This is a genomic window from Janthinobacterium sp. PLB04, assembly GCF_021165895.1.
Lineage (GTDB): Bacteria > Pseudomonadota > Gammaproteobacteria > Burkholderiales > Burkholderiaceae_D > Janthinobacterium > Janthinobacterium lividum.
Genome location: NZ_CP088968.1, coordinates 23,688 through 50,635, shown reverse-complemented (window position 1 = coordinate 50,635; position 26,948 = coordinate 23,688). Strand labels below are relative to the sequence as shown.

The following is a 26,948-nucleotide window of genomic DNA, read 5'->3' as shown; positions in this document are numbered from 1 at the left end:
CGGCCGCGCACTGGTCGAAGGCGCGGCCGGTTTGTGTTGCATCAATTGCGTTGACGCAAGCCTAATTGAAACTGACTTCCTTGCGGTTATCGCGCGAGACCCGGTCGATCATCTTGTTGTACGGATCGACACCCACCTCAAACGGTTTTTCCTTCACCGTGATGGTGATCACCGGGTCGCTGCCGGACAACATGCGCTTGTCGGTGAACACGACTTTTTCATCTTTCTCCTTGGCGCCCGGCGCGCGCGCGAAGATGGCGATTTCCACCGGCTCGTCATAGGCGCGCGCGCTTTCCTTGCCCTTGCCGTCGGACTCCAGCTTGGCCAGGTGCAACTGCATGGTGACATCCCACTGGCCATCCGGGCGCTTGACAGCCGTCGCTTGCGTGACGCGGTTGTCGTAGAAGACGATCTTTTCGAACAGGTCCGTGATCAGGGCTTGCTTGTCCTGCGGCGCTTCGGCGCGGATGTACGCCAGCAATTCCGACGAGGTGGTGAACGGCGCCTGCTGGTAGCCCTTGTCCTGCAGATAGCGTTTCAGGGCACGGTTCAGCGCCTCTTCGCCGAGCTCGTCGCGCAGGCGGTAGAACACCAGACTGCCCTTGTTGTAGTGGATGTATTGCTGTCCTTCCACGCGCGCCAGCGGCAATTCCTCGATGGCTTCGCCGCCGCGTCCGCTCAGGTAGCGGTCCAGTTCATAGCGCAGGAAGCGGCGCATTTTGTCGCGGCCGTATTCCTTTTCCATCACCATCAGGGCCGAGTATTGCGACAGCGATTCCATCAGCATGCTGGCGCCTTGCACGTTTGCGCCGATTACCTGGTGGCCCCACCACTGGTGCGCCATTTCATGCGCCGTGACGTAGAACACATAGTCGATGTCATCCTTGTCGCGCAGGTCGGCGATGAAGCCGATGCCTTCCGAATACGGAATCGTATTGGCAAACGACTGCGCAAAGCTCTGGTAGCCGGGGAATTCCAGGATGCGTACCTGCTTGTGCTGGTAGGGCGTGAATTGGGTCGTGTAGTAGTCGAGCGACTTTTGCACGGAAGTGATCATGCGGTCCGTGTTGTAGCCGTGTTTCTTGTCGACATAGATTTCGATCGGCAAGCCGTGCCACTCGCCTTTTTTGACTTCCCAGCGCGCTGACAGGTAGGCAAAGAAGGGCAGCATCGGCTGGTCCATCTTGTAGCGGTAGTAGCGGCGGCCATCCTTTTCCCAGCTGCCTTGCAGATAGCCGGGCGCCAGCGCGATCTGTTCGCCGCTGGTGGAAACCGTCGTGTCGAAATGGATCCAGTCGGCATCGCCGCCCAGCACCGTGTTGCCATACGCGGAAGAGTCTTCCAGCTTGGCCATGCGCTGCGGCTCGCCCAGGCCCCGCTTGCGGCGCTCATTGCGGTCCAGCAATTCCATTTCCTTGGCATAGCCGAAGTGGGGGAAAAAGGCCTGGTTGTTGAAGAAGCTGCCGTTCAGGTTGAGCTGGTCCGGCGCGCCGCTGTTGGTGAAACCCTGGTGCGTGACGGCCACCGTGAAGTCCAGCGGCAGGATGGCGCCGGGCGCCAGGGGCTGGGCCAGCTTGAGGATGCTGAAGCCGAGTTCCTTGTCGTCCAGTTCGACCTTGTGCGCGGGCAAGTTCAGCCATGCCGTTTTCAGCTCGGGGTCGAGCTGGATACGCAGGGTGTCGAGCGCTTGCGCCGTCTTGTTTTGCAGCACGTAGTGGCCCTTGATCAGCACCTTGCGTTGTTCAGGATAAATATCCACATCGGCCTGGACTTCCGTGATCTTCGGCTGCGGCAAGTGCTGGTACCGCTTGTACAATTTTTCGTAGCGCGCCTGCTTGTCCATGCCGATGTTCGATGTCTCGTACCGGTTCAGCACATTCGTGTTGTAGAAGATCCAGCTGCCCGTGCCGATCCAGCACAGCAGCACCGCTGCCAGCGCGGCACCCGTACGGCCTTGCAATCGCTGGCCTGCCAGGCGCACGCGTGCCCGCCAGCCGTTGGACAGGCCGCGCACCCAGAACGCTTGCGCCAGCATGACGAGGGCCACGGTAAACAGGCTCCAGTACAGCGCAAACCAGGCCCAGCCCGTCAGGAAGTGGCCATAGCCGTTCATGTCTGAATACTTGATGGACGGCGTGGCGGCGAAGTTGTACAGCTTGTGTTCGAAGTGCAGCATGCCCTGCACGGCTTGCGCCACCATCAGCAGGATCACCAGCAGGTAGCCGATGAACTTGTTGTTCGACAGCACTTGCAGGGTCAGGGCGCACAAGCCCATCAGCACGAAGAAGAGGGCGCCCAGCAAGGTGCCTTGCAGGTACAGCCCCAGTTCCACGGGCGCACCGCCCTTGACGAGCTGGAAGCCGATGGCCGTGAGGACGCCCGCCAGCAGGTAACCGGCGATGACGCCGATTAAAGCCGTGCATTTGGCCAGCAGGGGCACCCAGTCGGGCACGGGCATGGCGTCGCCGACGTCGGCGATCCTGGCTTGCCGTTCCTTGAAGATCAGCTCACCTGCATAGAAGGTGACGATGATGATCAGGAGGAAGCTGAAGCTGTTGCTGATTTGCTGCAACAGCAAATGCGTCATCGGATACACGGCCGTGCCATACATGTTCTTGTCGACATTGGCGGCAGCGATCAGGTTGATCATGCCGAACAGCAGCATGACGAGGAAAGGCAGGCTCTTGAAGACGCCGGCGGCGTCGAAGCGCAGGATGTGCCACCACTGGCGCCAGGCTGTCGCGGCAGTAAATGCGGGAGTGCTGCGCGGCAGGTGCAGCGGCGCCGTGACGACCGGTGCGGCGGCCACGGCCTCGGCCTTGCCGAACAGGCGTTTTCCCGTCCCCGTGCGCTGCGGCTTGAACAGCACGACGGTGGCGAGGAACAGCAGCGCCGTGATGCCCAGCCACAGCAAGCGGTTGGCCAGCAGGAAACCGGAAAACGGCGGCAGGCCCGCGTTCGATTCGGCGGAGGTGAAATAGCGCGTCATGCGGCCAAAGGCGCGCACGCCGAACGGGTCGAGCAGGACGGCAAGCCATTCGTTGTTGATGTCGCGGGTAAAGGCGCCGGCCACGGCCCACAGCACGAAGAATCCCAGCACGCCCACGTAGACGAGCATCATCGAACGCGTGGTGGCGGCCAGCAGCATCAGCAGGGCGCCGATGAAGAGCAGGTTGGGGATGACCAGGACGGCGAAGCTCCACGCATAGGTGTGCAGCGAGAACGCGCCCACGCGCTGGGGATCGACCCATGGCATGAGGGGACCCAGCATGGTGGCCAGGGCGATGGCGACAAAGATCACCAGGCAGGCGACGAAGCCGGCGCCGAAGCGGCCGAACAGGTAATCCCACTTGCGCATGGGCGTGGCGAACAGCATGTCGGCCATGCCGACTTCGCTGTCGCGCAACACGGCGCCGGCGATGAAGACGGTGACGAGAAACATCGCCAGCAGGCTGAAGATCCCCAGCATCTGCGCCACCACGGTGGGCGCATTGCGGTTGATATTGCCGATGGCGCCGCCGATCTGGATCGAATCGCTGCTGCTGGCGCCAAAGGCCATCAAGGCCATGACGGCTGCAAATACCCACAGCAGCGGCTGTTTCAGCTGATAGCCGAGATCAAACTTGAAAAATTCCTTCCACATGGTGTGCTCCTTACGCCGCGACGGCGGATGGTGCCGCAGCGGGAACGGCAGCGCCGTCGCGGGCCGCGTTGCGCACATGCAGGAAGTACACGTCTTCCAGGTCCGGAGCGATCTGCACGAAGCCGCTGTCGGGCTGGCTGTCGGCATACACATTGATTTGCGGTTTGCCGCCCACCAGGCGCGTCGACAGCACATTGTGCGACTGCTGGTACTGCGCCAGTTCTTCCATGCTGACGCTGCGGCGCCACACCTTGTTGTGCAAGGTGTCGATGGCCGCCTGCGGCTCGCCCTGCACCAGCACTTGACCCTTGACGATCATGGCCATGCGCGGGCACAGGTCCGTCACGTCGTCGACGATGTGCGTCGACAAGATCACCACCACCTGCTCGCCGATCTTTGCCAGCAGGTTCAGGAAGCGGTTGCGCTCGTCCGGATCCAGGCCGGCAGTGGGCTCGTCGACGATCACCAGGCGCGGCGCGCCCAGCAGTGCCTGTGCGATGCCGAAGCGCTGGCGCATGCCGCCCGAATACGTGCCCAGGTTGCGCTTGCGCGCTTCCCACAGATTGGTTTGCTGTAACAAGGCTTCCACGGCTTCCTTGCGCGGCCCCTTCTCCGTCAAGCCTTTCAGGACGGCAAAGTGGTTGAGCAGGGTTTCCGCACTGACCTTCGGATACACGCCGAAATCCTGTGGCAAATAGCCGAGCTGGCGGCGCAAGCCGGCCTTGTCCTGCAACACATCGACGCCGTCGAAATGGATGCTACCGCTATCGGGATCTTGCAATGTTGCAATGGTACGCATCAGCGAAGACTTGCCTGCGCCATTCGGCCCCAGCAAGCCGAACATTCCATTGGGAATTTCCAGGCTGACATTGTTGATGGCCTTGACGCCATTGGCATATGTTTTGTTCAGCTGTTTGATCTTTAGCATGCAGCACTCTCCAGGACATGGGTCTAAAAGCCGGCAGATGCATGCCTGCCGGCCTGTGGAAGGGGATCACCCTTGTTTTTATCAGCCGCGATGGCGGACGTTACTTAAAAACAATAATGTATATGCAACTGAAAGGAAAAGAATGGTTTTGCGACCAAGGGAGGAAATGCAGGCATGAAATGCCGGAGGGCGGGGATGAGTGACGGTGATAAGATCGCGGACTGGATCAACGCCATCGTGCGGGAAAGTTCTTCATGCATGCAATAAACAAGGTCATCGCGTTGCGCGCCATTGCCCCGGGCGAAGAGGGCGCATTGGCGCGGTTGTTCCAGCTCTACTGTTATGACAATTCCGCCTGGAGCGGCGAGGCGCTGCTGGCCGACGGCCGCTATGAGGTGTGCGATGCGGGGCTGGCATCGTATGTGCATGGCGCCGGCCACACGGCCAGCTGGATCGAGGTCGATGGCGAACTGGCCGGCTTTTTCATCACGGAGCCTGGCATGGCGGGCGAGCTGGCCGTGCAGGAGTTCAGCGACTTTTTCATCCTGCAGAAATACCGGCGCCGGGGCGTGGCGCTGGAAGTGGTGCGGCGCGTGCTGCTGGACAGCGCGCAGACGTGGCTGGTGGCGACGTTTCGCGACGATGCCGCTGCCTGCGCGTTCTGGCGGCAGGCGTTTGCGCGCCTGCCGTTTGCCAGCGTCGAGGCGTGGGACGATCCGGACTTGCCGCAGTTCCAGCTGACTTTGCTGAAACCGGCGGCTTGAACGCGTTTAGAAGCGCACTTTCACATACGCCGACGGCCCAGTCAGGCGCACGTTCAAGTCGGCATCGCGTTCGCTGTCGCGGTGCAGCTTGATTTTCGAGATGCCGTAATCGGCCACGAAGCCAATGTTCTTGAACGGAAACCATTCCACGCCAATATTGCCGCCGTAGATGTGGCCATTGATGCGCCCGCCATTTTTCTTGATGCCCGACGCTTCCGCATACATGCGCAAGTCCGGCGTGAAGGCGTGGCGCCAGCCCACTTCCAGCAGCGGCGCGAACGCGTGCTCGCCGATGGAATCGCGCGCCGTGGCCGTTTCGCCATTGACGACGCCGGTGGCCGTGCCGTTCAGGTTGGCATTGTAGTAGGCGGCACCCAGGCCGATGCCGAAGGTGTCGTTGCCGCTGCCCAGCCACCAGCGGTAGGACATCTTGGCCAGGTCCAGCTTCAGGTCTGCATCCGCCGTGGCGGTGCCGGAAACCGGCTGGCCATTGATGGTGGTCTGGCCGGTCAGCGTTGGCGTGTAGGATTTGTCGTAGCGGTAGTAGTCGAATGCCAGGGCATGATGATCGCCGATCAGCAATTCGGCTTTGATACGGGGAATAGTGGTGCGGCTGGGATTCGATTCGGGCGCGTCGATGCGGCCAAACTGCGTGTCGGCGCCGACATTGATGCGCGGATCGGCGGAAAACGCTCCCACCGAAATACTGACACGGTCCAGGGTGGGCGACGGTTCGGCCCGCGCCGTGGCGGCGGCCGTGGCAATGCCCAGCATGCCCAGCATCATGGCGCCGCGCAAGGCGAGGTGGTGCGGGCGTGGTGGGGACAGGCGGGTGGACACGGACATGGCAGACATGGGGCTACTCCTCAAGATAAAGTGAAAACTGTTGCGACGCTTTGGGCAACAGTGCAATGAGGAAATGGTAGCAATTGTTACTTTTAAATTACGTAGCCGCACGTCGCAAGTGGCCGTCGGACTTGTCCTACCGCCGGTAAATCCACTGTAACGACTGGTAATGAAGGGATGGAAACGATGCAGGAGATTATTGAACTGATGACGCCGCGACTGGTGCTGCGGCAGTGGCGCGACAGCGACCTGGCGCCGTTCGCGGCCCTGAATGCCGATCCCCGCGTGATGGCATATTTCCCGACGGCCCTGTCGCGCGAAGCCAGCGACGCCATGGCGCGGCGCTGTAGCGGCTTGATCGACGAGCGGGGATGGGGCTTATGGGCCGTTGCCTTGCGAGAAAACGATGCCTTCATCGGCATGACGGGCTTGCATATTCCCGCTGCGCAACTGCCATGTTCGCCGTGCGTGGAAATCGGCTGGCGCCTGGCGTTCGATTACTGGGGACAAGGTTACGCGCAGGAAGCGGCGCAGGCCGCCCTGCAGGCAGGTTACGAGCGCTTGCAGTTGCCGGAAATCGTCGCGTTTACGGCGCTGCCCAACGTGCGCTCGAGCGCGCTGATGGCGCGTCTGGGCATGCGCCGCGAGGCCGGCACTTTCGAGCATCCGGCCTTGCCGCCAGGACATGCATTGCGCACGCATTGCCTGTATCGTCTGACGCGTGCAGAATGGTTGCACAGGGAGGTAACATGAGAATCGCCGCTATTTCCGATATCCACGGCAACCTGGATGCGCTTGAGGCCGTGCTGGACGACATCGCCCGGCGTGGCGTGGACGTGACTGTCAACCTTGGCGATATCGTTTCGGGCCATTTGCAGCCGCGCGCCACGGCGGCGCGTCTGATGGCGCTCGATCTGCCCACCATCTGCGGCAACCACGAGCGCCAGTTGCTGGGCGATCCGGCCCGCATGGGCGTCTCGGATGCCTATGCGCGCGCGCAACTGCTGCCGCAGCAGCTGGACTGGATCGCGGCGCTGCCCGCCACCGTGCGCCTGCGGCAGGACGTGCTGCTCGTGCATGGCACGCCCAGCAGCGACCTCGTGTATTTTCTCGACAGCGTCACGCCGCAAGGCAGCCGCGCCGCCACGCCGGAGGAGGTGGCCGAACGGGCCGGTATGACGGACGCTGCCTTGATCCTGTGCGGCCATACGCACATGCCGCGCCAGGTGCGCCTGCCCGATGGGCGGCTGATCGTCAATCCGGGCAGCGTGGGCTTGCAAGCCTACGACGACGACCATGGTTATCCGCACGTGATGGAAAACGGCACGCCGCATGCCCGCTATGCCATCGCCGAACAGGGAAGCGATGGTGCCTGGACGGCGCAGTTGCATGCGGTGCAGTATGACTGGGAAAAGGCGGCCCGGCTGGCGCTGGCGAATGGGCGGCCCGACTGGGTCACGCCCTTGCGCACGGGCCGGGTCGGCTGATTAACGGAACTCTTCCGCCACCAGGTTGTACTTCTGCATCTTGTGATACAAGGTCTGTTTCGGCAAGCCGAGCACTGTGCTCACTTCGCTGACGTTGCCGGAATATGCGCGCAGTTCCTGTTCGATCAGCGCGCGTTCGAAGCCGTTGACCTGTTCCGCCAGCGACAGGGGGCTGGCCAGTCCGGCCGCCAGCAGGCTCGAGGCGCCACCGGCGATGCCCAGCACGAAGCGGTCGGCGATATTGCGCAACTCGCGCACATTGCCGGGCCAGGAATGCGCCATCAGGTTGCGCATCTGCGCGCTGGAGACCACGGGCGCGGCGCGGTTGTAGCGGGCGGCGGCGGCCAGCACGAAGTGCTCGAACAGGATGGGAATATCCTCGCGCCGCTCGCGCAGCGGCGGCAGATGCAGCACGATCAGATTCAGGCGGTAGTACAGGTCGCTGCGGAATTTCTGTTGCTGCGACAAGTCTTCCAGGTCCAGCTTGGCTGCCGCGATGACGCGCACATCGACGGGCGTGGGCACGTTCGAGCCCAGGCGCTCGATATAGCGTTCCTGCAGTACACGCAGCAATTTGACTTGTAGGGACAGGGGCAGGCTTTCGATTTCGTCGAGGAAAAAAGTGCCTTGATCCGCGTGCTCGATCTTGCCCACCTGCCGCTTGGCCGCGCCCGTAAACGCGCCCGGTTCGTGGCCGAAGACCTCGCTTTCAAATATGCTTTCCGGAATCGCGCCGCAGTTCACGGCGACGAAGTTGTGCTTGCGGCGGTGGCTGAAGTCGTGCAGGCAGCGGGCCACCATTTCCTTGCCTGTGCCCGTGTCGCCATAGATCAGTACGTCGGCCGGTTCGTCCGCAACGTCGAGGATCAGGCGCCGTATGTCGCGCATTGCCACGGAATTACCCAGTAACCGCGATTCGATGCCGCCGCCGTCTTCCAGTTGCCGGCGCAAGCTGTGCACTTCCAGGGTCAGGCGCCGCGTTTCCAGCGCGCGCAGGATGACGTCGACCAGTTGCTCGGACGAATACGGCTTTTCGATGAAATCGTAGGCGCCCGTGCGCATGGCGTGCACGGCCATCGTGATGTCGCCGTGGCCCGTGACGAGGATCACGGGCAGGTTGGCATCGAGTGTCTTGACCGCTTGCAGCAATTCCAGGCCGCTCATGCCGGGCAGGCGCACGTCGCTGACCACGATGCCGGGAAAATCCGGCGTCAGCAGTTTATAGGCCAGCTCGGCCGAGTGAAACGCCAGCACGTCCAGGCCGGCCAGCTGCAGTGCCTGCTCGCTGCCCTCGCGTACGGTGGGGTCGTCCTCGACCAGCAAGACCTTCAAGCCGTCAAACATGTTTTTCCTCCTGCGTTGCAATCTGTAGTTCGATGGTGAAGATGGCGCCGCCGCCGGGGGCGTTCTCGGCGCGCAGCACGCCGCCGAACTGGCGCGTGATCTGTTCGGAAATGGCCAGTCCCAGGCCCAGTCCCAGGCCTTGCGGCTTGGTCGTGAAGAACGGTTCGAACAGGTGTTCGCACACTTCCGTGGACAAGCCGGGCCCCGTGTCGGCCACGTGGATCAGCACGTGCTCGGACGTGCATTCGACGGCCACGCGCAGGCTGCGCACGTCGCTGCCATTCATGGCGTCGAGCGCATTGGCATACAGGTTCACCAGCACCTGCTCCAGGCGGTTGCTTTCGCACATGGCGAAAATATCTTCGGGCGGCAGTTGCAGTGTAAAACGCACATTTTCCACCTGCAGCCGGCGTTCGACGAGGAACAGGGCGTTGCTGATCGCCGTAGGGATCGAGACGGAGGTCAGGCTGGTGGTCGACTTGCGCGCAAAAATCTTCAATTGGCCCGTGATGGTCCCCATCCTGGCTGCAATTTGCGAAATCTTCGCCAGATTGCGCCGCGCGTCGTCGAGCCGTCCCCGTTCCAGCAGGATGACGGCATTGTCGGACATGGTGCGCAGCGCCGTCAGTGGCTGGTTGAGTTCATGCGTGATGCTGGCCGACATTTGTCCCAGTACCGCCATCTTACCTGCTTGAAACAGTTCGTTTTGCGTGATGTGGAGTTTTTGCTCGGCCTTGCTGCGCACCTCGATTTCCTGGCTCAGGCTTTGCGTCATGGCATTGAGTTCCGAGGTGCGTTCCTCGACCATGGCTTCCAGGTTGTCATAGGCATGCTGCAGATCTTCGCGGGCGCGCAGTTTTTGCGCCACGGCCGCGCGGCGCTGGCGCAGGTAAAAGAACAGCAGCATGAAAAAGCCCAGCAGCACGCAAGAGAAGGCGGCCGCAGCGCGCGCGCTGGCCTTCGCTTGCGCCAGGTCGGACAAATAAATAAAAGTCCAGCCTTGCGGGGATTTGAGCTTGATCTGCGTCATGACGCTGGAGCTGATCTTCGGTGGCGTGTCGGCATGTTCCTGTTCGCGCACGCTGATCACGCGCGCCCCATTGCCCAGCTGGCGGTCGGAAACGAAGGGGATGGCTGCGAGCTGCTTCGAATAATACTGGCGCGTGCGGTTGAGTTCCTCGACGATCGCGGGCGACAGCGGCGCCAAGGTCTTGTACTTCCAGTCCGCCATGGAGCTCAGGAAGATCACGCCATGCTCGTCGGCCAGCATGACCTTGTCGGCGCCTTGCACCCAGCGTTTTTCCAGGTTTTCCAGATTCACCTTCACCGTTGCCAGGCCCAGCATGTGGCCATTCTGGTAGATGCCGTGGGCAAAGAAGTAACCGGGTTCCAGCCGCGTCGTGCCCACTCCATAGAAGCGGCCCGGCGTGCCGCGCAACGCGTCCTGGGCGTAGGGGCGGAATGAGATATTGTCGCCAATAAAGCTGTCGGGCTGCTGCCAGTTGCTGGCGGCCCGCGTGTTGCCGTCGAGGTTGCTGATGAAAATGGTCGAGGATTTTGCCTGGTCATTCATCTGCTCGAGGTAATGGTTGACCGTATCGACCAGCACCGGGTCTTCCGGGTGCTGCAGCAGGCGAATCACGTCGCGGTTCAGCTCCAGCGTCTTGGGCAGGAAGTCGTATTTCTCCAGCGCATTTTCCAGGCTGCTGACATACACTTCCAGGCGTTGCGCACCGCTGGCCTGCAGCTTGCCGATGGCGATGCGTTCGGTCCAGAAATACACGAGCCAGACGGTGGCCAGACAGGCAGCCAGCACCACGCCCCAGGCCAGCGTTTCGCGGCCCGACCGTTGCGACAGGCGCTGGCGCCAGGAAAGGGAGGGTTTCGTAGTACTGCTATTCATAAAATCAGCTGCCACCTTGCAAGAACCCACAGTATCGCATTTAAATATTGCGTAAAAAGAAAAAGCCGCCGGATATGCATCCGGCGGCTCACACTTCTATGTCACGGACAGCTCGACGTCCTTAGAAGGTATGGCGCATGCCCAGGTTGAAGCCGCTGTTGCCGGTACCATTGTCGGTGGCATTGCCGACGACGAAGGTGGCGCCGTTCTTGTTGCTGATGTGGCCATAACCGGTGTACAGGTCGCTGCGCTTGGACAGGGAGTAGAACGCGCCGATGGCCCACTGCTGGGCGTCACGGTTGGCATTGCTCTTGTCGTTGTGGCGGATGTAGGACGCGACCAGCTTGGTGGCGCCGAACGGTGCGCTGAAGCCGACCAGGATGTCGTTGCTCTTGCTGTTGTCGAGGGCGCGGTTGTCGGCGTAGCCGAAGTTACCTTGCAGTACGCCAAAGTCGTAGCGCGTGGCCAGCAGGGTGTTGCGCGTTTGCTGGGTCGCCAGCGCATTTTCCTTGCGGTGGTGCGTCAGGGTCACGTTCAGCGGGCCATCGATGTAATGCACGGCGCCGCCCATGCTGCGGTTTTTCGCATTGTCGCCGGCCACTTCGCCAAAGCCATACGCCAGGTCGGCCGACAGCTTGCTCCAGGTCGGCGTGGTGTATTGCACCATGTTGTCGACGCGGATATTCGTCACCATCAGGTTCGATGCCGTGCCGGCCAGACCGATGACAAACGGATCGGCCACGTCGCGCAGGGCCAGGTAGTAAGGAGAGTATTGGCGGCCCAGGGTGACGGCGCCGGCGCTGCCGGTCAGGCCGACATATGCCTGGCGGCCGAACAGCAGGCCGCCCTGACCCGAGGTGCCGGTGTCGATGTTGAAACCGCTTTCCAGCACGAAGGTTGCGGCCAGGCCACCGCCCAGGTCTTCCTTGCCTTTGAAGCCGATGCGCGAGCCCGAGGCGACGCCGGAAGCGACGCGGTTCAGGCGGTCTCCAGCCGCATCCTTGTCGAACACCAGGCCGGCGTCAGCCACGCCATAGATGGTCACGCTCGATTGGGCCAGCGCGCCGCCGGAAGCTGCGCCAAGGGCCAGCAGGGTAAACAGGACTTTTTTCATGAAAATCTCTCTAATAAGTTGGGATGACTACTGATCGCACTACCTGACTGCTTGTTACTCAACATCGACAACAAATAAATGGCCCGCTTGTGGCGGGCCATGGCGCTATCAGGCTTTGCTAGCGTGATCCGCTTCGCCCCAATGGCTTTCCGTGTTCTGGCTGGCCGCGTTGGCCGCGGCTGCTTCTTCCTCGGTGGCCAGGCCACCTTCCCACTTGGCGACGACGGCCGTGGCGACGGCATTGCCGACCGCGTTGGTTGCCGAACGGCCCATGTCGAGGAATTGGTCGACGCCCATCAGCAACAGCAGGCCCGCTTCCGGAATATTGAACTGGTTCAGGGTAGCGGCAATCACCACCAGCGAGGCGCGCGGTACGCCGGCCATGCCTTTCGAGGTCAGCATCAGCAGCAGCAGCATGGTGATCTGGGTGCCGATCGACAGGTCGATACCATAGGCTTGCGCAATGAACAGCACGGCAAAGGTGCAGTACATCATCGAGCCATCGAGGTTGAAGGAGTAGCCCATCGGCAGCACGAAGCTGGAAATCTTGCGGTCCACGCCGAACTGGTCGAGTGCCGTCAGCAGTTTCGGATACGCCGCTTCCGAGCTGGCCGTCGAGAATGCCAGCAAGAACGGTTCGCGGATCAGGCCGACCAGCTTGAAGATGCGCGGGCCGATGACGACGAAGCCGGCGCCGATCAGCAGGGCCCACAGGCACAGCAGGCCTACGTAGAAGCCGCCCATGAACTTGGCAAACGTGACCAGCACGCCCAGGCCGTGGGTGGTGATGACGGAGGCCATGGCAGCGAACACGGCCAGCGGGGCCAGGTTCATGATGGTGCCGGTGATGCGCAGCATGACTTGTGCCAGCTGGTCGACGACGGCCGTCAGGGTCTTGCCCGATTCGCCCAGGCCGGCCAGTGCGCCGCCGAAGAAGATCGAGAACACCAGCACTTGCAGGATTTCATTGTTGGCCATGGCCTCGATCGGCGACTTCGGCACCAGGTGCGTGAAGAAATCTTTCAAGGTGAAGGCGGCCGTTTTCAGATTCGTCGACGCGTGGATGTCCGGCAATGGCAAACCGAGGTTGGTTCCCAGCTGCATCAGGTTCGACAGCACCATGCCCAGCGCCAGCGACACCAGCGAGGCAACGACGAACCAGCACATGGCTTTCAGGCCGATACGGCCCGCCGTCTTGCCGTCGCCCATGTGGGCGATACCGACCGTCAGGGTGGAGAACACCAGCAGCGCAATGATCATCTTGATCAGGCGCAGGAAGACGTCGGTGACGATGGAAATATTGCCAGCGATCTGAGCGCTGAGCTTGGCATCAGGGAAGGCGGTGTTGCATCCATAGCCCACGGCAATGCCGAGGATCATGGCAATCAGGATGTACAGGGTTAATGGCCGTTTCTTTTTCATTTTGACTCCTCCGGTGAAACGCCGCTGTGAGCGGATTATTGATAGCGAGCAACTCAAGCTTGGAGTCAATATTTCTCAAAAACAAGCCCTTGCGTGCCAGCGATTATTTGCAGCAAAACCTGTACATAGCAAAGGATATGCCTGAAATGGGAATTTGGAACCTAACTTCTTAAGTTGTTGATTTAAGGAAGCTTTTTTGTTGTTTAGATGTCGCAACTTGGCGTGCTTGCGCGAAATATTGGACGCGGCGGGACATCGCTGTATGACTTTTCATACGCTAGTCGCGGTGGGGTGGCGGTACGCCAAAAAAGGCAAGATTATCAGGACAATAAAAAAGCCCCTCCTAAGAGGGGCTTGATGTGACGCAGTTTCTGTTCTATTGATTTCAGAACTTGATATTTGCCGTCAGGCTGAACGAACGGGGCTGGCCCGGGGTGTAGCGGAAGCCGGATTTGTTGATGGCCGCCACATAGGTCTTGTCGGCCAGGTTGTAGGCGTTCAGCTGCAAGTCGAGGTTCTTGTTGACGGTATAGGTTGCCATGGCATCGAAGACCCAGTAGGCATCCACGCGGGCCGGCGTGCCGACGGCGCCATCGGTGCCGCGCAACATTTCACCCACGTAACGCGCGCCGCCGCCGATCTTCAGGCCAAATGGCAGGGTGTATGAAGTCCAGCTGGTGAACGCCTGTTTTGGCGTGTAGGTGAGGCTCTTCTCGCCGCTGGCCGTGAAGACCTTGTTCGACTCGACCTTGGTATTCATGCGCGTGTAGCCGGCGCTGACCAGCCAGTTCGGCATGATCTCGCCCACCACGCCCAGTTCCAGGCCTTGCACGCGCTTCTTGCCGGTCTGGTAATAAATGGTCGAGATGACAGGGTCCTGTTCCAATTCATTCTTGACGGTGGTCTGGTAGACAGCGGCCGACAGCGACAGTTTTTGTTTCAGGAAGTCCCACTTGGTGCCGATTTCCTTGGTGATGGTTTCCTGTGGGTCATAGTTCGGGTTTTGCGCGCTGTTGGCGGCGGCGTTCAGGTTGATGTTGACGCCAGGTGGCGCTTTCGACGTGGCCAGCAAGGCGTACACGCTGCTGTCCGGCGTCGGTTTGTACATGGCCGAGATCTTGCCGTTGGCCAGGGTGTCGCTTAGGGTCAGGTGGGTGGGAATAGGCGTACCGACCGGCAGTTTTTGCACCTGGTCCTTGGCCACGGCCGCCTGCAGGGCGACGGCGTCATACGTGGTATTGAAATGGTCGAAACGCACGCCGCCGTTGAACAGCCACTTGTCGCCGAATTTGATGGTGTCGAACACATACAGGCTTTGCGTGTTGACTTCGCCTTCGCTGAAGGCGCCGCTGCGCACGGGGTTGTGGCCGGTGACGGTGTCGCGCGGATTCGGGTTGTACAGGTTCGCTGCTGGCAAGGTACCCAGGCTGGCGGGCACATAGCTGTAGTTGGTCTGTTTTTCGCTGGTGAACTCGGCGCCGGCCACCACGGAGTGCTTCAGCACGCCCGTGTCGAATTGCGCGCTGACCACGGTCTGGTTGGTCAGGATCGTGTTTTCCTGGTCCTTCACGGTGCGCAGCGAGCGCTCCAGGGTCCAGGTCGATGGATTGTCTTTCACTGCGCCAGCTTTGTCCGTATTCAGGTTGGCGGTGTTGGCCATGAAGGCCGTCAGCAGGTAGTCCTGCTGGGTCTTGCCGTAGCGCGTGGTGTTCTGGATTTGCACGTTCGGCGAGAAATCATGGTCGATGCGCAAGGTGCCCATGTCGGCCTTGATCTTGTCGTAGTCCGAGTTGGAACCGTAGAAATTCTTCGGATCGACCCTGGCGGCGCTGTTCAGGTAAGTACGGATGACCGGTTGATCCTTCGTTGGAACGTCCGGCGTCGAGTAGCCCGGCAAGCCGATGGTCGGCACGCCGCCGTCGGGCACGTTGTTTTGATCCACGTGCAGGTAGCTGGCCGTGATACGCGTCGGCTTGCCGATACCGAAGGTGACGGTGGGCGCGAAGGCCCAGCGCTTGTTCTTGACTTCATCGCGCGCCGCGTTGCCGCTGTCCTGCGTCATCAGGTTCAGGCGCAATGCCGTGCCGGTATCGCTGTCGAGGATGCGGTTCCAGTCGGCCGTGGCGCGTTTCTGCTTGCCGCTGCCCGCCGTCAGCAGGGAATTGAATTTGTTTTCCATGGTGGCCGTCTTGCTGACCAGATTGATCGAGCCGGTCGGCGAACCGCGGCCGCTGTCCGTGCCCGCCGGGCCCTTCAATACGTCGATCTGTTCGATGTTGAAGACGTCGCGCGAGATGGAACCCACGTCGCGCACGCCATCGACATAGATGCTGCCGGATGAATCAAAACCACGCATGTAGACGGCGTCGCCCGTGTTGGTGTTGCCGTTTTCACCGAGGAAGAAAGTGCCGACGCCCGGCGTGTTGCGCAGCGCGTCCGTCAAGGTCAGCGCGCCTTGCTGCTCGATCAATTCCTTCTTGATCACGACGATGGTTTGCGGCGTATTGACCAGCTCTTCCGTGTATTTTGGCGACGAGGCTTTTTCGGCCTTGAAGTCGTTTTCCTTGGAACCAATGACCTTGACTTCGTTCAGGGTTTGCTGCGATGCGGGGGCGCTTTGGCCGGCCGGGTCTGCCGCCTGGGCGGCGACGGGCAGCAGCATCACGGCCAGGGCGGCGCCGATGTGCTGGTTGAAACGGGTTGGGGCGTGTTTGCGGCTCTTGATTGCCATCTTGCTCTCTCGATAAGGTCAGGTAGTGGTTCCTGGCTGGCTCTGCGCCGCTGTGCTGTGGCAAGCGGGCAAGTGGCTGGCGATGGACGGGTTGGCAGACATTGTAATTATTGGGCACTCATTCGTAAATGAGAATCGTTATCAGTCTCGTTTACGCAACGGATTGGGTGTGCCGCAAAAAAAACACTGTCATGGCCCATGAATGCTTGCTTTGCGGCCTGGCCGCTGCTATGCGCGCAGGCGTCCGCCGGCGGGAGTATGATGAGCAACCTTTACAAATTTCCGCCAAGCATGCTGCAAACTCCCGAAGCCTTTGTCCCCCTGATCGATGCGCCCGAACCGGCCCCGGCGGCAGCCGACACGCTCACATTCGTCTTTCACCGCGGGCGTTTATTGTTGCGCACGTCCGAGCTGTCCTTGCCCAATGCCGCCGAGGCGGCCGCGCTCGATATCGACCTGAGCCGCGCCCAGCCCGTGGGCCTGTGGCAGGGCCGTTATTGCCAGACCGTCTGGACGGATGAGGAACTGTTGCCGGCCGATAGCACTCTGGCCTGGCACGGCATGCGTTCGCTGTTTAATGCCGTCGACGATGCTTTCCTGGGCCTGGCCAGCCGCGCCGCGCAACTGGCCGAGTGGGCGCGCACGCACCGTCATTGCGGCGTGTGCGCCACGCCCATGCAGCGCACGCCTGGCGAGCGCTGCTTCACATGCGCCGCCTGCGGCATGCTCGCGTATCCGCGTATTTCGCCAGCCATGATGGTACTCATCCGCAAGGGCGACCAGGTGCTGCTGGCCATGCACAAGCATTCGCCATCGCAGCGTTTCAGTCCGCTGGCCGGCTTCCTGGAAGCGGGCGAATCGATAGAGGAAGCCGTGCACCGCGAAGTGATGGAAGAGGTGGGCTTGCGCGTGCATAACTTGCAGTACTTCATGAGCCAATCCTGGCCGTTCCCTCATTCGCTGATGATCGCGTTTACGGCCGATTACCTCGATGGCGAGATTCGCCTCGACGAGAATGAAATCGCCGAGGCGCGCTGGTTCGGCCCCGGCGATGCGTGGCCGGAAGCGAGTTCGAGCGTGTCGATTTCCGCGCTGCTGGTCGGCGCCCACCGTCCGCCGGCAGTGTCGTAAAGCGGGGACTGCTCGGGCAGCTTGCCGCATTTTCTATATACTGGCGGCAATTGAAAATTTTAGGGTGGTTTAGCATGTCTCAAGAAGAATTCTCCGAAAACGACTGGCGCCGGTTGATCAGCAGCCTTGGCGAAGATCCGCAGCGTCCTGGCTTGCTGGAAACGCCGGCGCGCGTGGCAAAAGCCTGGAAACACTGGACGTCCGGCTATGGCCAGGATCCGGTGGATTTGCTGAAAGCCTTCGAAGATGGCGCGGAACAGTACAACGAGCTGATCGTCGTGCGCGGCATCCCCGTCTACAGCCATTGCGAACACCATCTGGCGCCGTTCTTCGGCAAGGCCACCATCGGCTACGTGCCGAACGGCAAGATCGTCGGCCTGTCGAAACTGACGCGCCTCGTCGATTGCTTCTCCAAGCGCCTGCAAGTGCAGGAACGCATGACAATGCAGATTGCCAATGCCCTGATGGAAGTGCTGGAACCGAAATCGGTGGGCGTGGTCGTACGTTGCCGCCACCTGTGCATGGAAAGCCGCGGCATCCGCACGCCGGGCGAAGAAACCATCACCTCGGCCATGCTGGGCGAGATGCAGCCGAACCTGGCGCTGCGCACGGAATTTCTGGCGCTGGCGCGCGAAGTCTGATTTTCGGCGACGATGCAAGATGAAGGCGGCATATGCCGCCTTTTTTTATGCGTTTTATAGTCTCTTCGATTCCCGTTCCGCCAGGTAGCGCGCCGGTGGCTTGCCCACGGCCTTGCGGAACATGGTGACGAAACCGCTGGTATTTTCATAACCGAGTTCCAGCGCCACCGCTTTCACGCTGCGCCCTTGCGCCAGCCGTTGCAAGGCAAGGATGACGTGCAATTGCCGGCGCCAGCGGCCTACGCTCATGCCCATTTCCTCCAGTGACTGCCGGGTCATGCTGCGCTCGCTCATGCCGATGCGGCTGGCCCATTCGGCCAGGGTACTTTTATCGGCAGGCTGCGCCAGCAGCAGGGAAGCCAGGCAGCGCAAGCGCGCATCGCGCGGCATCGGCAGATGCAAGTCTTCCACGGGCGCGGCCGCCAGCTCGTCGAGCAGAGTGAGCACGAGGCGTTCCTGCGCGCCCTGCAGCACGGTCAGGGTGGGAAAACCGGCCGCCTTGGCAATCAGTTCGCGCAGCAAGGGCGAAACGGCCACGGTACAGCAGACGGCGGGCAAGGCTGGCGCCATAGCCGGCTCGATAAACAGGCAATAACATTCCGCCTCGCCCACGCCCTGCGCAGCATGCATCAGGCCGCCTGGTATCCACACGGCGCACTGCGGTGGCACGATCCACACGCCGCTTTCCACCTCGCAATGAATCACGCCCCGCGTGGCATACAGCAACTGCCCCTTGCGGTGCTGATGCGGCGCCTGCTCCGCATCCTCGGGCACGCTGGCCAGGCCCACGGCCAGCAAGGGGCGCAGCACGCCATCGACGTCGAAATCGAGGATGGAGGCGTCATCGTCCAGACCCAGGTGGGCCGTCAGCATGCTGGGCAAGAGGGGATGGGGCATGGGTCACTTTGGCTGGATTGAATAATATTGTGGCTATTTTATGCAATGACGCGCAGCGCTGCCAACGCTATCGTATGGGCATCCGCAGCCCCGCTTCAACGGCAACCGCCGCCGCCCGTGTTCTGATGAAGGTGAGGAGGAACGGCAACCCCCTTGAAGGAGTCATCCCATGCAACTCGATTTTTCCACATTCCCACTCGTCTGGATGCGCCGCGAGGCAGCGCCTGCCCAGCCCGATATTCTGTTTGCCCAGTTTGACGCGCTGCTGGCGCGCCGCCAGGCGTTTGTCATTCTCAGCGAGGAAGGCTTTGACGAGGACGGGCATGAACACCCGCAGGAAGAGCGCAAGCGGGCTTCACTATGGATGAAGCAGAACAAGGCGGCCATCCGCGCGTATATCCAGGGCATGGTGCTGGTCGAACCGAGCGCCGCCAAGCGCCTGGCCGGCAAGGCCCTTGCCGTGATGTTCGGCAAGTTCTGGGGCTATCCCCTGCATTTCGGCACCAGCCGCGACGACGCGCTCGACATCGCCCAGCATTTGCTCAAGGCGTGGCTGCCGCCAAGGGAGGGCTGACAAACTCAAGAGCACCTGACAAAACCGTAGCGAGCGGCAGTGATTTGTGGCTAAGAAGCGCAACCGTACTTCTAGTACGGTGAGCATCGCAGGCCGCAAAGCGCGCCGCGCAGTAGGTTTGGTCAGGTGTTTTAGTAGCGGTAGTCGTTGACGAAGTGCTTGGTGAAGTTGTACTTGCTGCCGCCGTCGAGCAGGTCGACCAGGCGTTTCGGCGCCGAGGCCGACATGAAGGCGTCGGCCGCGCCGCCCGTGCTGCGGAACTTCATGCCGGGGCTGAGGATCTGGTTGGCGCCGATTTTCAGGTGCTGGAAGCTTTTCGTTTTTTCATTGTTGAGGATGAAGTGCAATTCCTGCTTGAACGTCAGGAAGGGGATCTTCAGCCACCAGCCTTCGTCCGTGCCATAGCTGGCGACGCTGGCAAAATGCGTGTTCTTGTCCGTCAGGGTGGGTTTGCCCAGGCGGTCGTTGATGCGTTTCATGGCTTCATTCTTGGTCATGCTGTTCTTTCGTGATTCGATCTATGCGGCGTGCATTCTGACACAGGCGCGCCGCCGCGTGCCGGGGAATGCATTACAACAGCAAAATCAGCGAGCCGAGCACGATCAAGCCGCCGCCGAGGGCCCCTTTCAGCGTGAACGGTTCGCCCAGCACCAGCCAGCCGGCCAGCATCACCAGCGCCACGCTGAGCTTGTCGACGGGCGCCACCAGCGAGACGGGCCCCAGCTGCAGCGCGCGGAAATAGCACAGCCACGACAGCCCCGTGGCCACGCCCGAGGCGATCAGGCAGGTCCAGCCCACCCAGTTGCCGCCGCTGGGGCGCTGCCACTCGGCGCGCAGCGAGATGATGGCCGCCGTCACCAGCAGGATGACGCCCGTACGTATCAACGTGGCCATATTGCTGTTCAGGTGGGCTACGTCCAGCTTGCCCAGGATGGCCGTCAGGGCCGCGAACACGGCCGACAGGATGGCAAAGCCTTGCCAGGTGAAAGTGGTCGACATGGGGCTCCTTGCGCGGTGGCGACGTCAGATCGACTGTAGCGTAGCACGCTGATCGGGAAAAAACCTATTGCGGTGCAGCATCAATTCTCATCAATTGTCGCAACGCATTAACAACACTGGGCAAAATTCATTGCTTCCCGGCATTGTAAATATCGGTCGTTCAAGCGTATGCTGAAGCAGTCTGAACGGTGCCGCCAGAGCACCGTCGCCGCCGCATTCCTGGCTTGCAGGGCAGGAAGCGGGCCACGCCCCATTGCCGCAAATAGATAGTTGGAGACACAGCATGAAGAAATTGACGTTCCAGCAGAAGTTATGGATTCCCCTGATTTGCAGCTTGTTGTGCATCACCGTTATTTTTGTCTATAACGCGCTGGAAGTTCGCAAGATCCGCATCGAAGAGCGCAGCGCCGACCTGAGCAATGCCGCCGACCTGGGCCTGGGCGCCGTCAAGATGTTCGGCGACCTGGCCGCCAGCGGCGCCCTGACGAAGGAAGAAGCGCAGAAGCAGGCCACGGCCGTCATCAAGAGCATGCGTTTCGGCGAAACCGGCTATTTGTCCATCATCAACCTCGATGCCGTCGTCGTGATGAATCCCGCCGCACCGCAAACCGATGGCAAGAACATGTCGGATTTTAAAGATGCCAACGGTACTTATCTGTATCGTGACATCGTTGCCGTCGGCAAGACCGATGCGGGCAAGGGCTTCGTCCACTATTATTTCCCCCGTCCCGGCCAGAAGACGCCGGAACCGAAGATGAGCCGCGTGGTGGCCTACAAGCCATGGAGCTGGACCATCGTGACGGGCGTGTACATGGATGATATCGATGCGGCCTTCCGCCAGTCGCTGCTGACTTCGCTGGGCGTGCTGGTACTCGTGTGCGCGCTGCTGGCCGCCGTCGTCGTCGTGATCAACCGCAGCTTGCGCCATGCGCTGGGCGGCGATCCCGAGTATGCGGCCGACGTGGCCGAAAAGATCGCGAATAACGATTTGAGCGGCGTCGTGCGCACGCATGCCAACGACCGCCACAGCGTGCTGTACGCAATGAAAACCATGCAAGCCAACCTGGTCGACGCGATCAGCGAAATCCGCCACAGCGCCGAGACGATTGCCACGGCATCGAGCGAGATTGCCAGCGGCAATATGGACTTGTCGGCACGCACGGAAATGCAAGCCAGCTCGCTGGAAGAAACGGCGGCCTCGATGGAGGAATTGACCTCGACCGTGACACAAAACGCGGGCAACGCCGTGCAGGCGAATGAACTGGCGCAGTCCGCTTCCGCCGTGGCCCGCCAGGGCGGCGCCGTGGTGGCGCAAGTGATCGGCACCATGGATACCATCAATGCTTCGTCGCGCAAGATCGTCGACATCATCGGCGTCATCGATGGCATCGCTTTCCAGACGAATATCCTGGCGCTTAACGCGGCCGTGGAAGCGGCGCGCGCCGGCGAGCAGGGACGCGGCTTTGCCGTCGTGGCGTCGGAAGTGCGTAATCTGGCCCAACGGTCCGCTGGCGCGGCGAAGGAAATCAAGGAACTCATCGGCGCTTCCGTCGACAGCATCGCGGCCGGCAGCACGCTCGTCGCACAGGCGGGCACGACCATGGATCAGGTGGTGGCTTCCGTTTCGCGCGTGACCGACATCATGGCCGACATCACGGCCGCTTCGCACGAGCAAAGCACGGGTATCGGCCACGTCAACCAGGCGATCACGGAGATGGATAGCGTGACGCAGCAAAATGCGGCACTGGTGGAAGAGGCGGCGGCCGCGGCGTCGAGCATGCAAGACCAGGCGGCCGTGCTGGCGCAACTGGTGGCGCGCTTCAAGCTGTCGGCGCAGGAGCCTGGGACGGGGACGTCGCCGCGCCTGGCGGCAAGTTCGGCTGGCGCGCCACGCGCCGTGGCGAAAAAGCCGCTGCGCAGCCTGGCGGCGCGCTAGGATTTTATTGGGCTGGCGCCGCCGCTTGCGGCGCCGGTTCGAATTCCAGTTTGTCATCGACGACCACGAATTGCCCGACCGGCTGGCCCAGGTCGGCTTTCGGGTCGTTTTCCATTTCCGTCAGCGCATTGCAGGTATTCGTTTCCGCCTGCCACAGCTGCTTGCCCATGCGGATATTCCAGATGCCATCGCCGGCTGCAAACAGCTCGACGGTGATGTCGGCCGGCGCATCCGTCGACAGGGTATGCAGGCGCTGGCATTGCGGCAGATTGGTCGCCATCAGCTGCACTTCCACGGTATCTTGCCAAAAATAACGTTGCTGGCGGCGCACGGTCAGGGAATGGTCCTGTCCATCGAACATGTAGATGGCGAAGTCCTGGACACAGCCTGACAGCAGGACGGACAGCATGACGATCAGGAGTTTGCGCATGGTCGGCTTTCTTGGTTGGTGCTCGGGAATGTCGGGATGCCTGCGTGACGGCGCTAGTGAATGCTTGCGCCGTCTTGTTTTTCGCTTACGTGGCATTATATCCATGCATATCAGTTGCGGCGCGACAATAGTGATGCGGAGGCCGCCTGCCCTACTTATCTACCTGGAAAGACCACGATGATCGACCTGTATTACTGGACCACGCCCAACGGGCACAAAGTGACGATGTTCCTGGAAGAAGCGGGCATCCCCTACAACATTATTCCCGTGCATATCGGCAAGGGCGAGCAGTTCAAGCCCGAGTTTCTCGCCATCGCGCCGAACAACCGCATCCCCGCCATCGTCGACCAGGCGCCGGAAGATGGCGGCGCGCCCTTGTCCCTGTTCGAGTCGGGCGCGATTTTGCAATACCTGGCCGAGAAAAGCGGGCAATTCCTGCCGGACGACGTGCGGGGACGCGCCGAAGTGATGCAGTGGCTGTTCTGGCAAATGGGCGGCCTTGGCCCCATGGCCGGGCAAAACCACCATTTCGTGCAATATGCGCCCGAACCCATCGACTACGCCATCACGCGCTACGTCAACGAAACGAACCGGCTATACGGCGTGTTGAACAAGCGCCTGGCGGACCGTGCATTCGTGGCCGGCGACAGCTATTCCATCGCCGACATGGCGATCTACCCGTGGATCGTGCCGCACGAGCGCCAGCGCCAGAAGCTGGAAGATTTCCCGCACTTGGCGCGCTGGTTCGCGGCCATTGCCGCCCGTCCCGCCACCGTGCGCGCGTATGCGCGGGCGGCTGAAATCAATGTGCAGCCCACCGTCAGCGGCGATGCGAAAAGCGTGCTGTTCGGGCAGACGGCGAAGACGGTGGCGTGATCAACGGTCAGTTTCCTCGGTAAGTGGAAAAACCGAAAGGGCTGAGCAGCAAGGGAATGTGATAGTGCTGGTCGGTCTTTTCCACGTGGAATTGCACGGGGATTTCCGGGAAGAAGGTTTCCTGTTTCAGGCGCGCATAGTGCTCGCCTGTCTTGAACACGATGCGGTAGTCGCCCGCCTGCATGGGAGCATCCTCCGGATACATGGCCGCGATGCGCCCCTGCGCATTCGTCACGGCGCTGGCCAGCTGTTGCCAGCCTTCGCCTTTCTTTTGCTCCAGGGTGACCGTCACGCCCGCTGTCGGCTGGCCGCTCTGCAAGTCGAGGATGTGCACGCTCAAGGGATTGGCGGCAGCCAGGGCCATGCTGGACAGGCTGGCGAAGGCCAGGGCGGCGGTGATCTTTTTCAGGTACGTCATCGTCGTGTCTTTCAAAGGGTGGGGGAATCGAGTTCGGGGATGGCGGCCAGGGCAGTCTGGGCGCAGGCACGGTCTTGCTGCGCGCCACCGCCACCGGCCACGCCGATGGCGCCGACCACTTCGCCCTGGGCTCGCAAGGGCAGGCCGCCGCCCAGCAGCAATAGTTCCGGCACGGTAGTCAGGTTGCGCATCTCCGGATTGGCGTTCGCGGCCATGGCCAGCGTGTAAGTGTCGCTCTTGGTGGACAAGGCCGTATACGCCTTGCGTCGGCTGGCTTCCGTGTTGTGCGGCCCGACGCCGTCGGCGCGCTGCACCGTCACGACATTGCCGCCACGGTCCAGCACGGTAACGACGATATGCCGGCCTTGTGCCAGGCAAGCGGCCATGGCCGCATCGGCCAGCTTGTTGGCAGCTGGCAGAGAAAGATCATCGACCTTGCGCAGCTGGGCGTGTGCGGGGCTGGCCAGCAGGCACAGCAGGGTACTGCCGAAAAGAAGGGTTTTCATGTGGCGTCCAGGGAATCAAGTGACGCCAGTATGGCCAGTGTTACCCTACGCGAAGATGATCGCCGCATGACATTTTTATCATCCGCGGCGCTCTGCGTGCGGCGTAGAATGGTCTTATATTCTCTTTAGAAAGTGGCCATGCGTATCCTGGTAATCGAAGACGAACCGAAGACGGGCGACTACCTGCTGCGTGGCCTGGCCGAGTCCGGCTTTACGGTGAGCCTGGCGCGCAACGGACGCGACGGCCTGCACATGGCCAGTAGCGACACGCCCGATTTGATCGTGCTCGACGTCATGCTGCCCATCATGGATGGCTGGCAAGTCTTGCGTGCGCTGCGGCTGCAGGAGGGCGGTGCGGACGTGCCCGTGATTTTCCTCACGGCGCGCGATGAAGTGCAGGACCGGGTCAAAGGGCTGGAATTGGGCGCCGACGATTACCTGGTGAAACCGTTTGCCTTTGCCGAACTGGTGGCGCGCATCCGCACTTTGCTGCGGCGCGGGCCGCCGCGCGAGGACGACGTGATCCGTATCGGCGACATGGAAATCGACGTGATGAAACGCAAGGTCAGCCGGCAAGGCCAGCGCATCACTCTGACGGCCAAGGAATTCGGCTTGCTGCATCTATTGGCGCGGCGTCAGGGTGAGGTCTTGTCGCGCTCCATCATCGCCTCGCAAGTGTGGGACATCAATTTCGAGAGCGACACCAACGTCATCGATGCTGCCATCCGCCGCCTGCGTAGCAAGCTCGACGATCCATTCGAACCCAAGCTGATCCACACCTTGCGTGGCATGGGCTATGTCTGCGAATTGCGCACGCCCACCGTGCCGGACAGCGGCGCCACGCAATGAAGCTGGCGCAACTCCGCCGTTCGCTGACGCTGCGCGTCACGCTCGTGTTCGTGCTGATCGTGGCGCTCGTGTCGGCCGGGCTGGGTATGCATTTGTACCGCTCGTTCGTCGCGGAAATCGAACGCCGCGACGACATTTTATTATTGGGAAAACTGCGGCAGATCCAGCAGCTGCTGGGCAATGCGGGTACCCTCGACATCATCCGCGAGCGGCCCCAGTATTTCCGCGACACCATGAGCGGGCAAGAAAATTCCCTGGTCCGCATCGTGCGCGCCGATGGCACGCGTTTGATCGATGTCAATCCAAACGGCGAGACGGTGGCGCATCCTGTCCCCGTGGCTGTCGATGCGCCCGTCACGGACAGCGCCATCGTCAGCTGGACCAGCCGCGACGGTTATCCGGCCAGGGTGGTGGCGGCCAGCGCGCGCATTGGCGACCCGGCGCAGATGGCCGACATATCCGTCGCCCGGGTCTACGGTGACCGCACGGCCATGTTTGCCGCCTACCGCTGGCAAATCGTCGTCTCCGTCGCCGTCAGCGCGCTGGTGGCGGCTTTGTTGTCGAGCGTGATGCTGCTGCGGGGACTGCGGCCGCTGCGCAATATCGCCGCCCACGCGGCCCTCGTGCGGCCGGGCAAGCTGGAGCAGCAACTCGATGCGCGCGGCGCGCCGACGGAGCTCTTGCCGCTGATCCATGCCTTGAATGCCATGCTGGCGCGGCTGCAGGAAGGCTATGCGCGGCTGTCGCAGTTTTCCGCCGACCTGGCGCATGAATTCCGCACGCCCGTCACCAATCTGCTGGGACAAAGCCAGGTCATGCTGGCCCGTCCGCGCAGCGCGCAAGACTATGAACAGCTGGTCTCGTCGAATGTGGAAGAGCTGGAACGGCTGTCGCGCATGATCGACAGCATGCTGTTCCTGGCACGGGCGCAGCAGGATGAAATGGTGCTCGTCAAGCAAGTCTTGCCCGTGCAGGACGAGTTTGCAAGGCTGGCGGATTTCTTTGAAGGCTTGGCCGAAGAACGCGAGCTGGCGCTGGCTTGCCACGGCAGCGGCAATGTGACGGCCGAGCCGCAACTGCTGCGCCGCGCGCTGGGCAATTTGCTGTCGAATGCGATCCGCCATGCGGCGCCAGGCAGCACGATTCTGCTGCGCTCGCATGCGACGAACGAGGGTGTGGAATTGAGCGTGAGCAACCTCGGCCCCGCCATTCCCGCGCGCCACTTGCCGCACCTGTTCGAGCGTTTCTACCGCGCCGACCCGGCCCGCAGCGATTCGGCCGCTTCCACGGGCCTGGGCCTGGCCATCGTCACGGCCATCATGCAGCTGCACGGCGGCAGCGCGACCGTGGCGTCCGACGCGGCCGCCACGACGTTTACCCTGGTTTTTCCGGCGTAATTGACTGGGGTGGTGTCGGATTACGCTACGCTAATCCGACCTACGCCGCATTCCGGCACAGGGTAGGTCGGATTAGCGAGGCGAAGCCAAGCGTAATCCGACAAGAGCCGTC

General features: G+C 61.6%; 24 protein-coding genes. 10 read left to right on the top strand and 14 right to left on the bottom strand.

The features are described 5' to 3' along the window. Window positions 1-61: 61 nt before the first annotated feature. On the bottom strand, window positions 62-3,643 hold the full coding sequence (locus LSO07_RS00210) for an ABC transporter permease/M1 family aminopeptidase (protein ID WP_151091726.1): 3,582 nt from the start codon (window positions 3,641-3,643) through the stop codon (window positions 62-64). Window positions 3,644-3,653: 10 nt separating this feature from the next. Next, a complete protein-coding gene (locus LSO07_RS00205; RefSeq protein WP_092613273.1) occupies window positions 3,654-4,571 on the bottom strand; it encodes an ABC transporter ATP-binding protein in 918 nt (305 codons plus the stop codon). 254 nt (window positions 4,572-4,825) lie between these two features. On the opposite strand from LSO07_RS00205, the gene LSO07_RS00200 reads away from it, so the two are divergent. Then, complete coding sequence (locus tag LSO07_RS00200) at window positions 4,826-5,335, top strand: GNAT family N-acetyltransferase (RefSeq protein ID WP_151091724.1); 510 nt, start codon at window positions 4,826-4,828, stop codon at window positions 5,333-5,335. A 6-nt stretch (window positions 5,336-5,341) separates the two neighbouring features. On the opposite strand, the gene LSO07_RS00195 is transcribed toward LSO07_RS00200, so the two are convergent. After that, window positions 5,342-6,190: a MipA/OmpV family protein gene (locus LSO07_RS00195; RefSeq protein WP_081345816.1), complete on the bottom strand. Its 849-nt coding sequence runs from the start codon at window positions 6,188-6,190 to the stop codon at window positions 5,342-5,344. A gap of 177 nt (window positions 6,191-6,367) precedes the next feature. On the opposite strand from LSO07_RS00195, the gene LSO07_RS00190 reads away from it, so the two are divergent. Continuing rightward, window positions 6,368-6,934, top strand: a complete 567-nt coding sequence (locus LSO07_RS00190; protein WP_151091722.1) for a GNAT family N-acetyltransferase — start codon at window positions 6,368-6,370, stop codon at window positions 6,932-6,934. Continuing rightward, complete coding sequence (locus tag LSO07_RS00185; RefSeq protein WP_151091720.1) at window positions 6,931-7,668, top strand: metallophosphoesterase family protein; 738 nt, start codon at window positions 6,931-6,933, stop codon at window positions 7,666-7,668. Before LSO07_RS00190 ends, LSO07_RS00185 begins: the two co-directional genes overlap by 4 nt. Here the strand turns inward: LSO07_RS00185 and LSO07_RS00180 are convergent, their stop codons facing one another. The 5 genes from LSO07_RS00180 to LSO07_RS00160 form a co-directional block, all read right to left on the bottom strand. After that, window positions 7,669-9,012 (bottom strand): sigma-54-dependent transcriptional regulator, encoded by a 1,344-nt coding sequence (locus LSO07_RS00180; RefSeq protein ID WP_034781227.1) that lies wholly within the window; start codon window positions 9,010-9,012, stop codon window positions 7,669-7,671. It abuts the gene before it with no gap. After that, a complete protein-coding gene (locus tag LSO07_RS00175; RefSeq protein WP_151091718.1) occupies window positions 9,005-10,915 on the bottom strand; it encodes a sensor histidine kinase in 1,911 nt (636 codons plus the stop codon). Before LSO07_RS00175 ends, LSO07_RS00180 begins: the two co-directional genes overlap by 8 nt. A 121-nt stretch (window positions 10,916-11,036) precedes the next feature. Then, window positions 11,037-12,029 (bottom strand): porin, encoded by a 993-nt coding sequence (locus LSO07_RS00170; protein WP_151091716.1) that lies wholly within the window; start codon window positions 12,027-12,029, stop codon window positions 11,037-11,039. Window positions 12,030-12,137: 108 nt separating this feature from the next. Continuing rightward, window positions 12,138-13,451: a dicarboxylate/amino acid:cation symporter gene (locus tag LSO07_RS00165; RefSeq protein ID WP_034781235.1), complete on the bottom strand. Its 1,314-nt coding sequence runs from the start codon at window positions 13,449-13,451 to the stop codon at window positions 12,138-12,140. A 385-nt stretch (window positions 13,452-13,836) separates the two neighbouring features. Beyond that, on the bottom strand, window positions 13,837-16,182 hold the full coding sequence (locus tag LSO07_RS00160; RefSeq protein ID WP_151091714.1) for a catecholate siderophore receptor Fiu: 2,346 nt from the start codon (window positions 16,180-16,182) through the stop codon (window positions 13,837-13,839). A gap of 291 nt (window positions 16,183-16,473) precedes the next feature. Between LSO07_RS00160 and nudC the strand changes: the two genes are divergently transcribed. Then, entirely contained in the window at window positions 16,474-17,313 is an 840-nt protein-coding gene (gene nudC, locus LSO07_RS00155; protein ID WP_099395754.1) for an NAD(+) diphosphatase, read from the top strand. A 74-nt stretch (window positions 17,314-17,387) separates the two neighbouring features. Beyond that, a complete protein-coding gene (gene folE / locus LSO07_RS00150) occupies window positions 17,388-17,954 on the top strand; it encodes a GTP cyclohydrolase I FolE (protein ID WP_034781250.1) in 567 nt (188 codons plus the stop codon). A 54-nt stretch (window positions 17,955-18,008) separates the two neighbouring features. Here folE and LSO07_RS00145 read toward each other — a convergent pair whose 3' ends face one another. Next, window positions 18,009-18,827 (bottom strand): AraC family transcriptional regulator, encoded by an 819-nt coding sequence (locus LSO07_RS00145; RefSeq protein WP_092613288.1) that lies wholly within the window; start codon window positions 18,825-18,827, stop codon window positions 18,009-18,011. Between the two features lie 193 nt (window positions 18,828-19,020). Here LSO07_RS00145 and LSO07_RS00140 point away from each other — a divergent pair, with 193 nt between their 5' ends. Further along, the gene (locus tag LSO07_RS00140; protein ID WP_151091712.1) at window positions 19,021-19,425 is read left to right on the top strand and encodes a hypothetical protein; all 405 of its coding nucleotides are present in this window, start codon (window positions 19,021-19,023) and stop codon (window positions 19,423-19,425) included. A gap of 131 nt (window positions 19,426-19,556) precedes the next feature. Here the strand turns inward: LSO07_RS00140 and LSO07_RS00135 are convergent, their stop codons facing one another. Both LSO07_RS00135 and LSO07_RS00130 read right to left on the bottom strand, forming a co-directional pair. Next, window positions 19,557-19,922 (bottom strand): hypothetical protein, encoded by a 366-nt coding sequence (locus LSO07_RS00135; RefSeq protein ID WP_034781254.1) that lies wholly within the window; start codon window positions 19,920-19,922, stop codon window positions 19,557-19,559. A gap of 73 nt (window positions 19,923-19,995) precedes the next feature. Next, window positions 19,996-20,424, bottom strand: coding sequence for an EamA family transporter (locus LSO07_RS00130; RefSeq protein WP_151091710.1), 429 nt, complete (start codon window positions 20,422-20,424; stop codon window positions 19,996-19,998). Window positions 20,425-20,707: 283 nt separating this feature from the next. Here LSO07_RS00130 and LSO07_RS00125 point away from each other — a divergent pair, with 283 nt between their 5' ends. Beyond that, complete coding sequence (locus LSO07_RS00125; protein ID WP_151091708.1) at window positions 20,708-22,360, top strand: methyl-accepting chemotaxis protein; 1,653 nt, start codon at window positions 20,708-20,710, stop codon at window positions 22,358-22,360. 4 nt (window positions 22,361-22,364) lie between these two features. Here the strand turns inward: LSO07_RS00125 and LSO07_RS00120 are convergent, their stop codons facing one another. Continuing rightward, complete coding sequence (locus LSO07_RS00120; RefSeq protein WP_070280118.1) at window positions 22,365-22,790, bottom strand: hypothetical protein; 426 nt, start codon at window positions 22,788-22,790, stop codon at window positions 22,365-22,367. A 177-nt stretch (window positions 22,791-22,967) separates the two neighbouring features. On the opposite strand from LSO07_RS00120, the gene LSO07_RS00115 reads away from it, so the two are divergent. After that, window positions 22,968-23,666: a glutathione binding-like protein gene (locus LSO07_RS00115; RefSeq protein ID WP_034781272.1), complete on the top strand. Its 699-nt coding sequence runs from the start codon at window positions 22,968-22,970 to the stop codon at window positions 23,664-23,666. Between the two features lie 7 nt (window positions 23,667-23,673). Here the strand turns inward: LSO07_RS00115 and uraH are convergent, their stop codons facing one another. After that, window positions 23,674-24,084 carry a hydroxyisourate hydrolase gene (gene uraH, locus LSO07_RS00110; protein WP_099395750.1) on the bottom strand — a complete coding sequence of 137 codons (411 nt, stop codon included), beginning with the start codon at window positions 24,082-24,084 and terminating at the stop codon, window positions 23,674-23,676. Window positions 24,085-24,095: 11 nt separating this feature from the next. Then, on the bottom strand, window positions 24,096-24,590 hold the full coding sequence (locus tag LSO07_RS00105; protein ID WP_151091706.1) for a GlcG/HbpS family heme-binding protein: 495 nt from the start codon (window positions 24,588-24,590) through the stop codon (window positions 24,096-24,098). A gap of 138 nt (window positions 24,591-24,728) precedes the next feature. Here LSO07_RS00105 and LSO07_RS00100 point away from each other — a divergent pair, with 138 nt between their 5' ends. Next, a complete protein-coding gene (locus LSO07_RS00100) occupies window positions 24,729-25,439 on the top strand; it encodes a heavy metal response regulator transcription factor (protein WP_151091704.1) in 711 nt (236 codons plus the stop codon). After that, entirely contained in the window at window positions 25,436-26,836 is a 1,401-nt protein-coding gene (locus LSO07_RS00095) for a heavy metal sensor histidine kinase (RefSeq protein ID WP_151091702.1), read from the top strand. Before LSO07_RS00100 ends, LSO07_RS00095 begins: the two co-directional genes overlap by 4 nt. Window positions 26,837-26,948 lie beyond the last annotated feature (112 nt).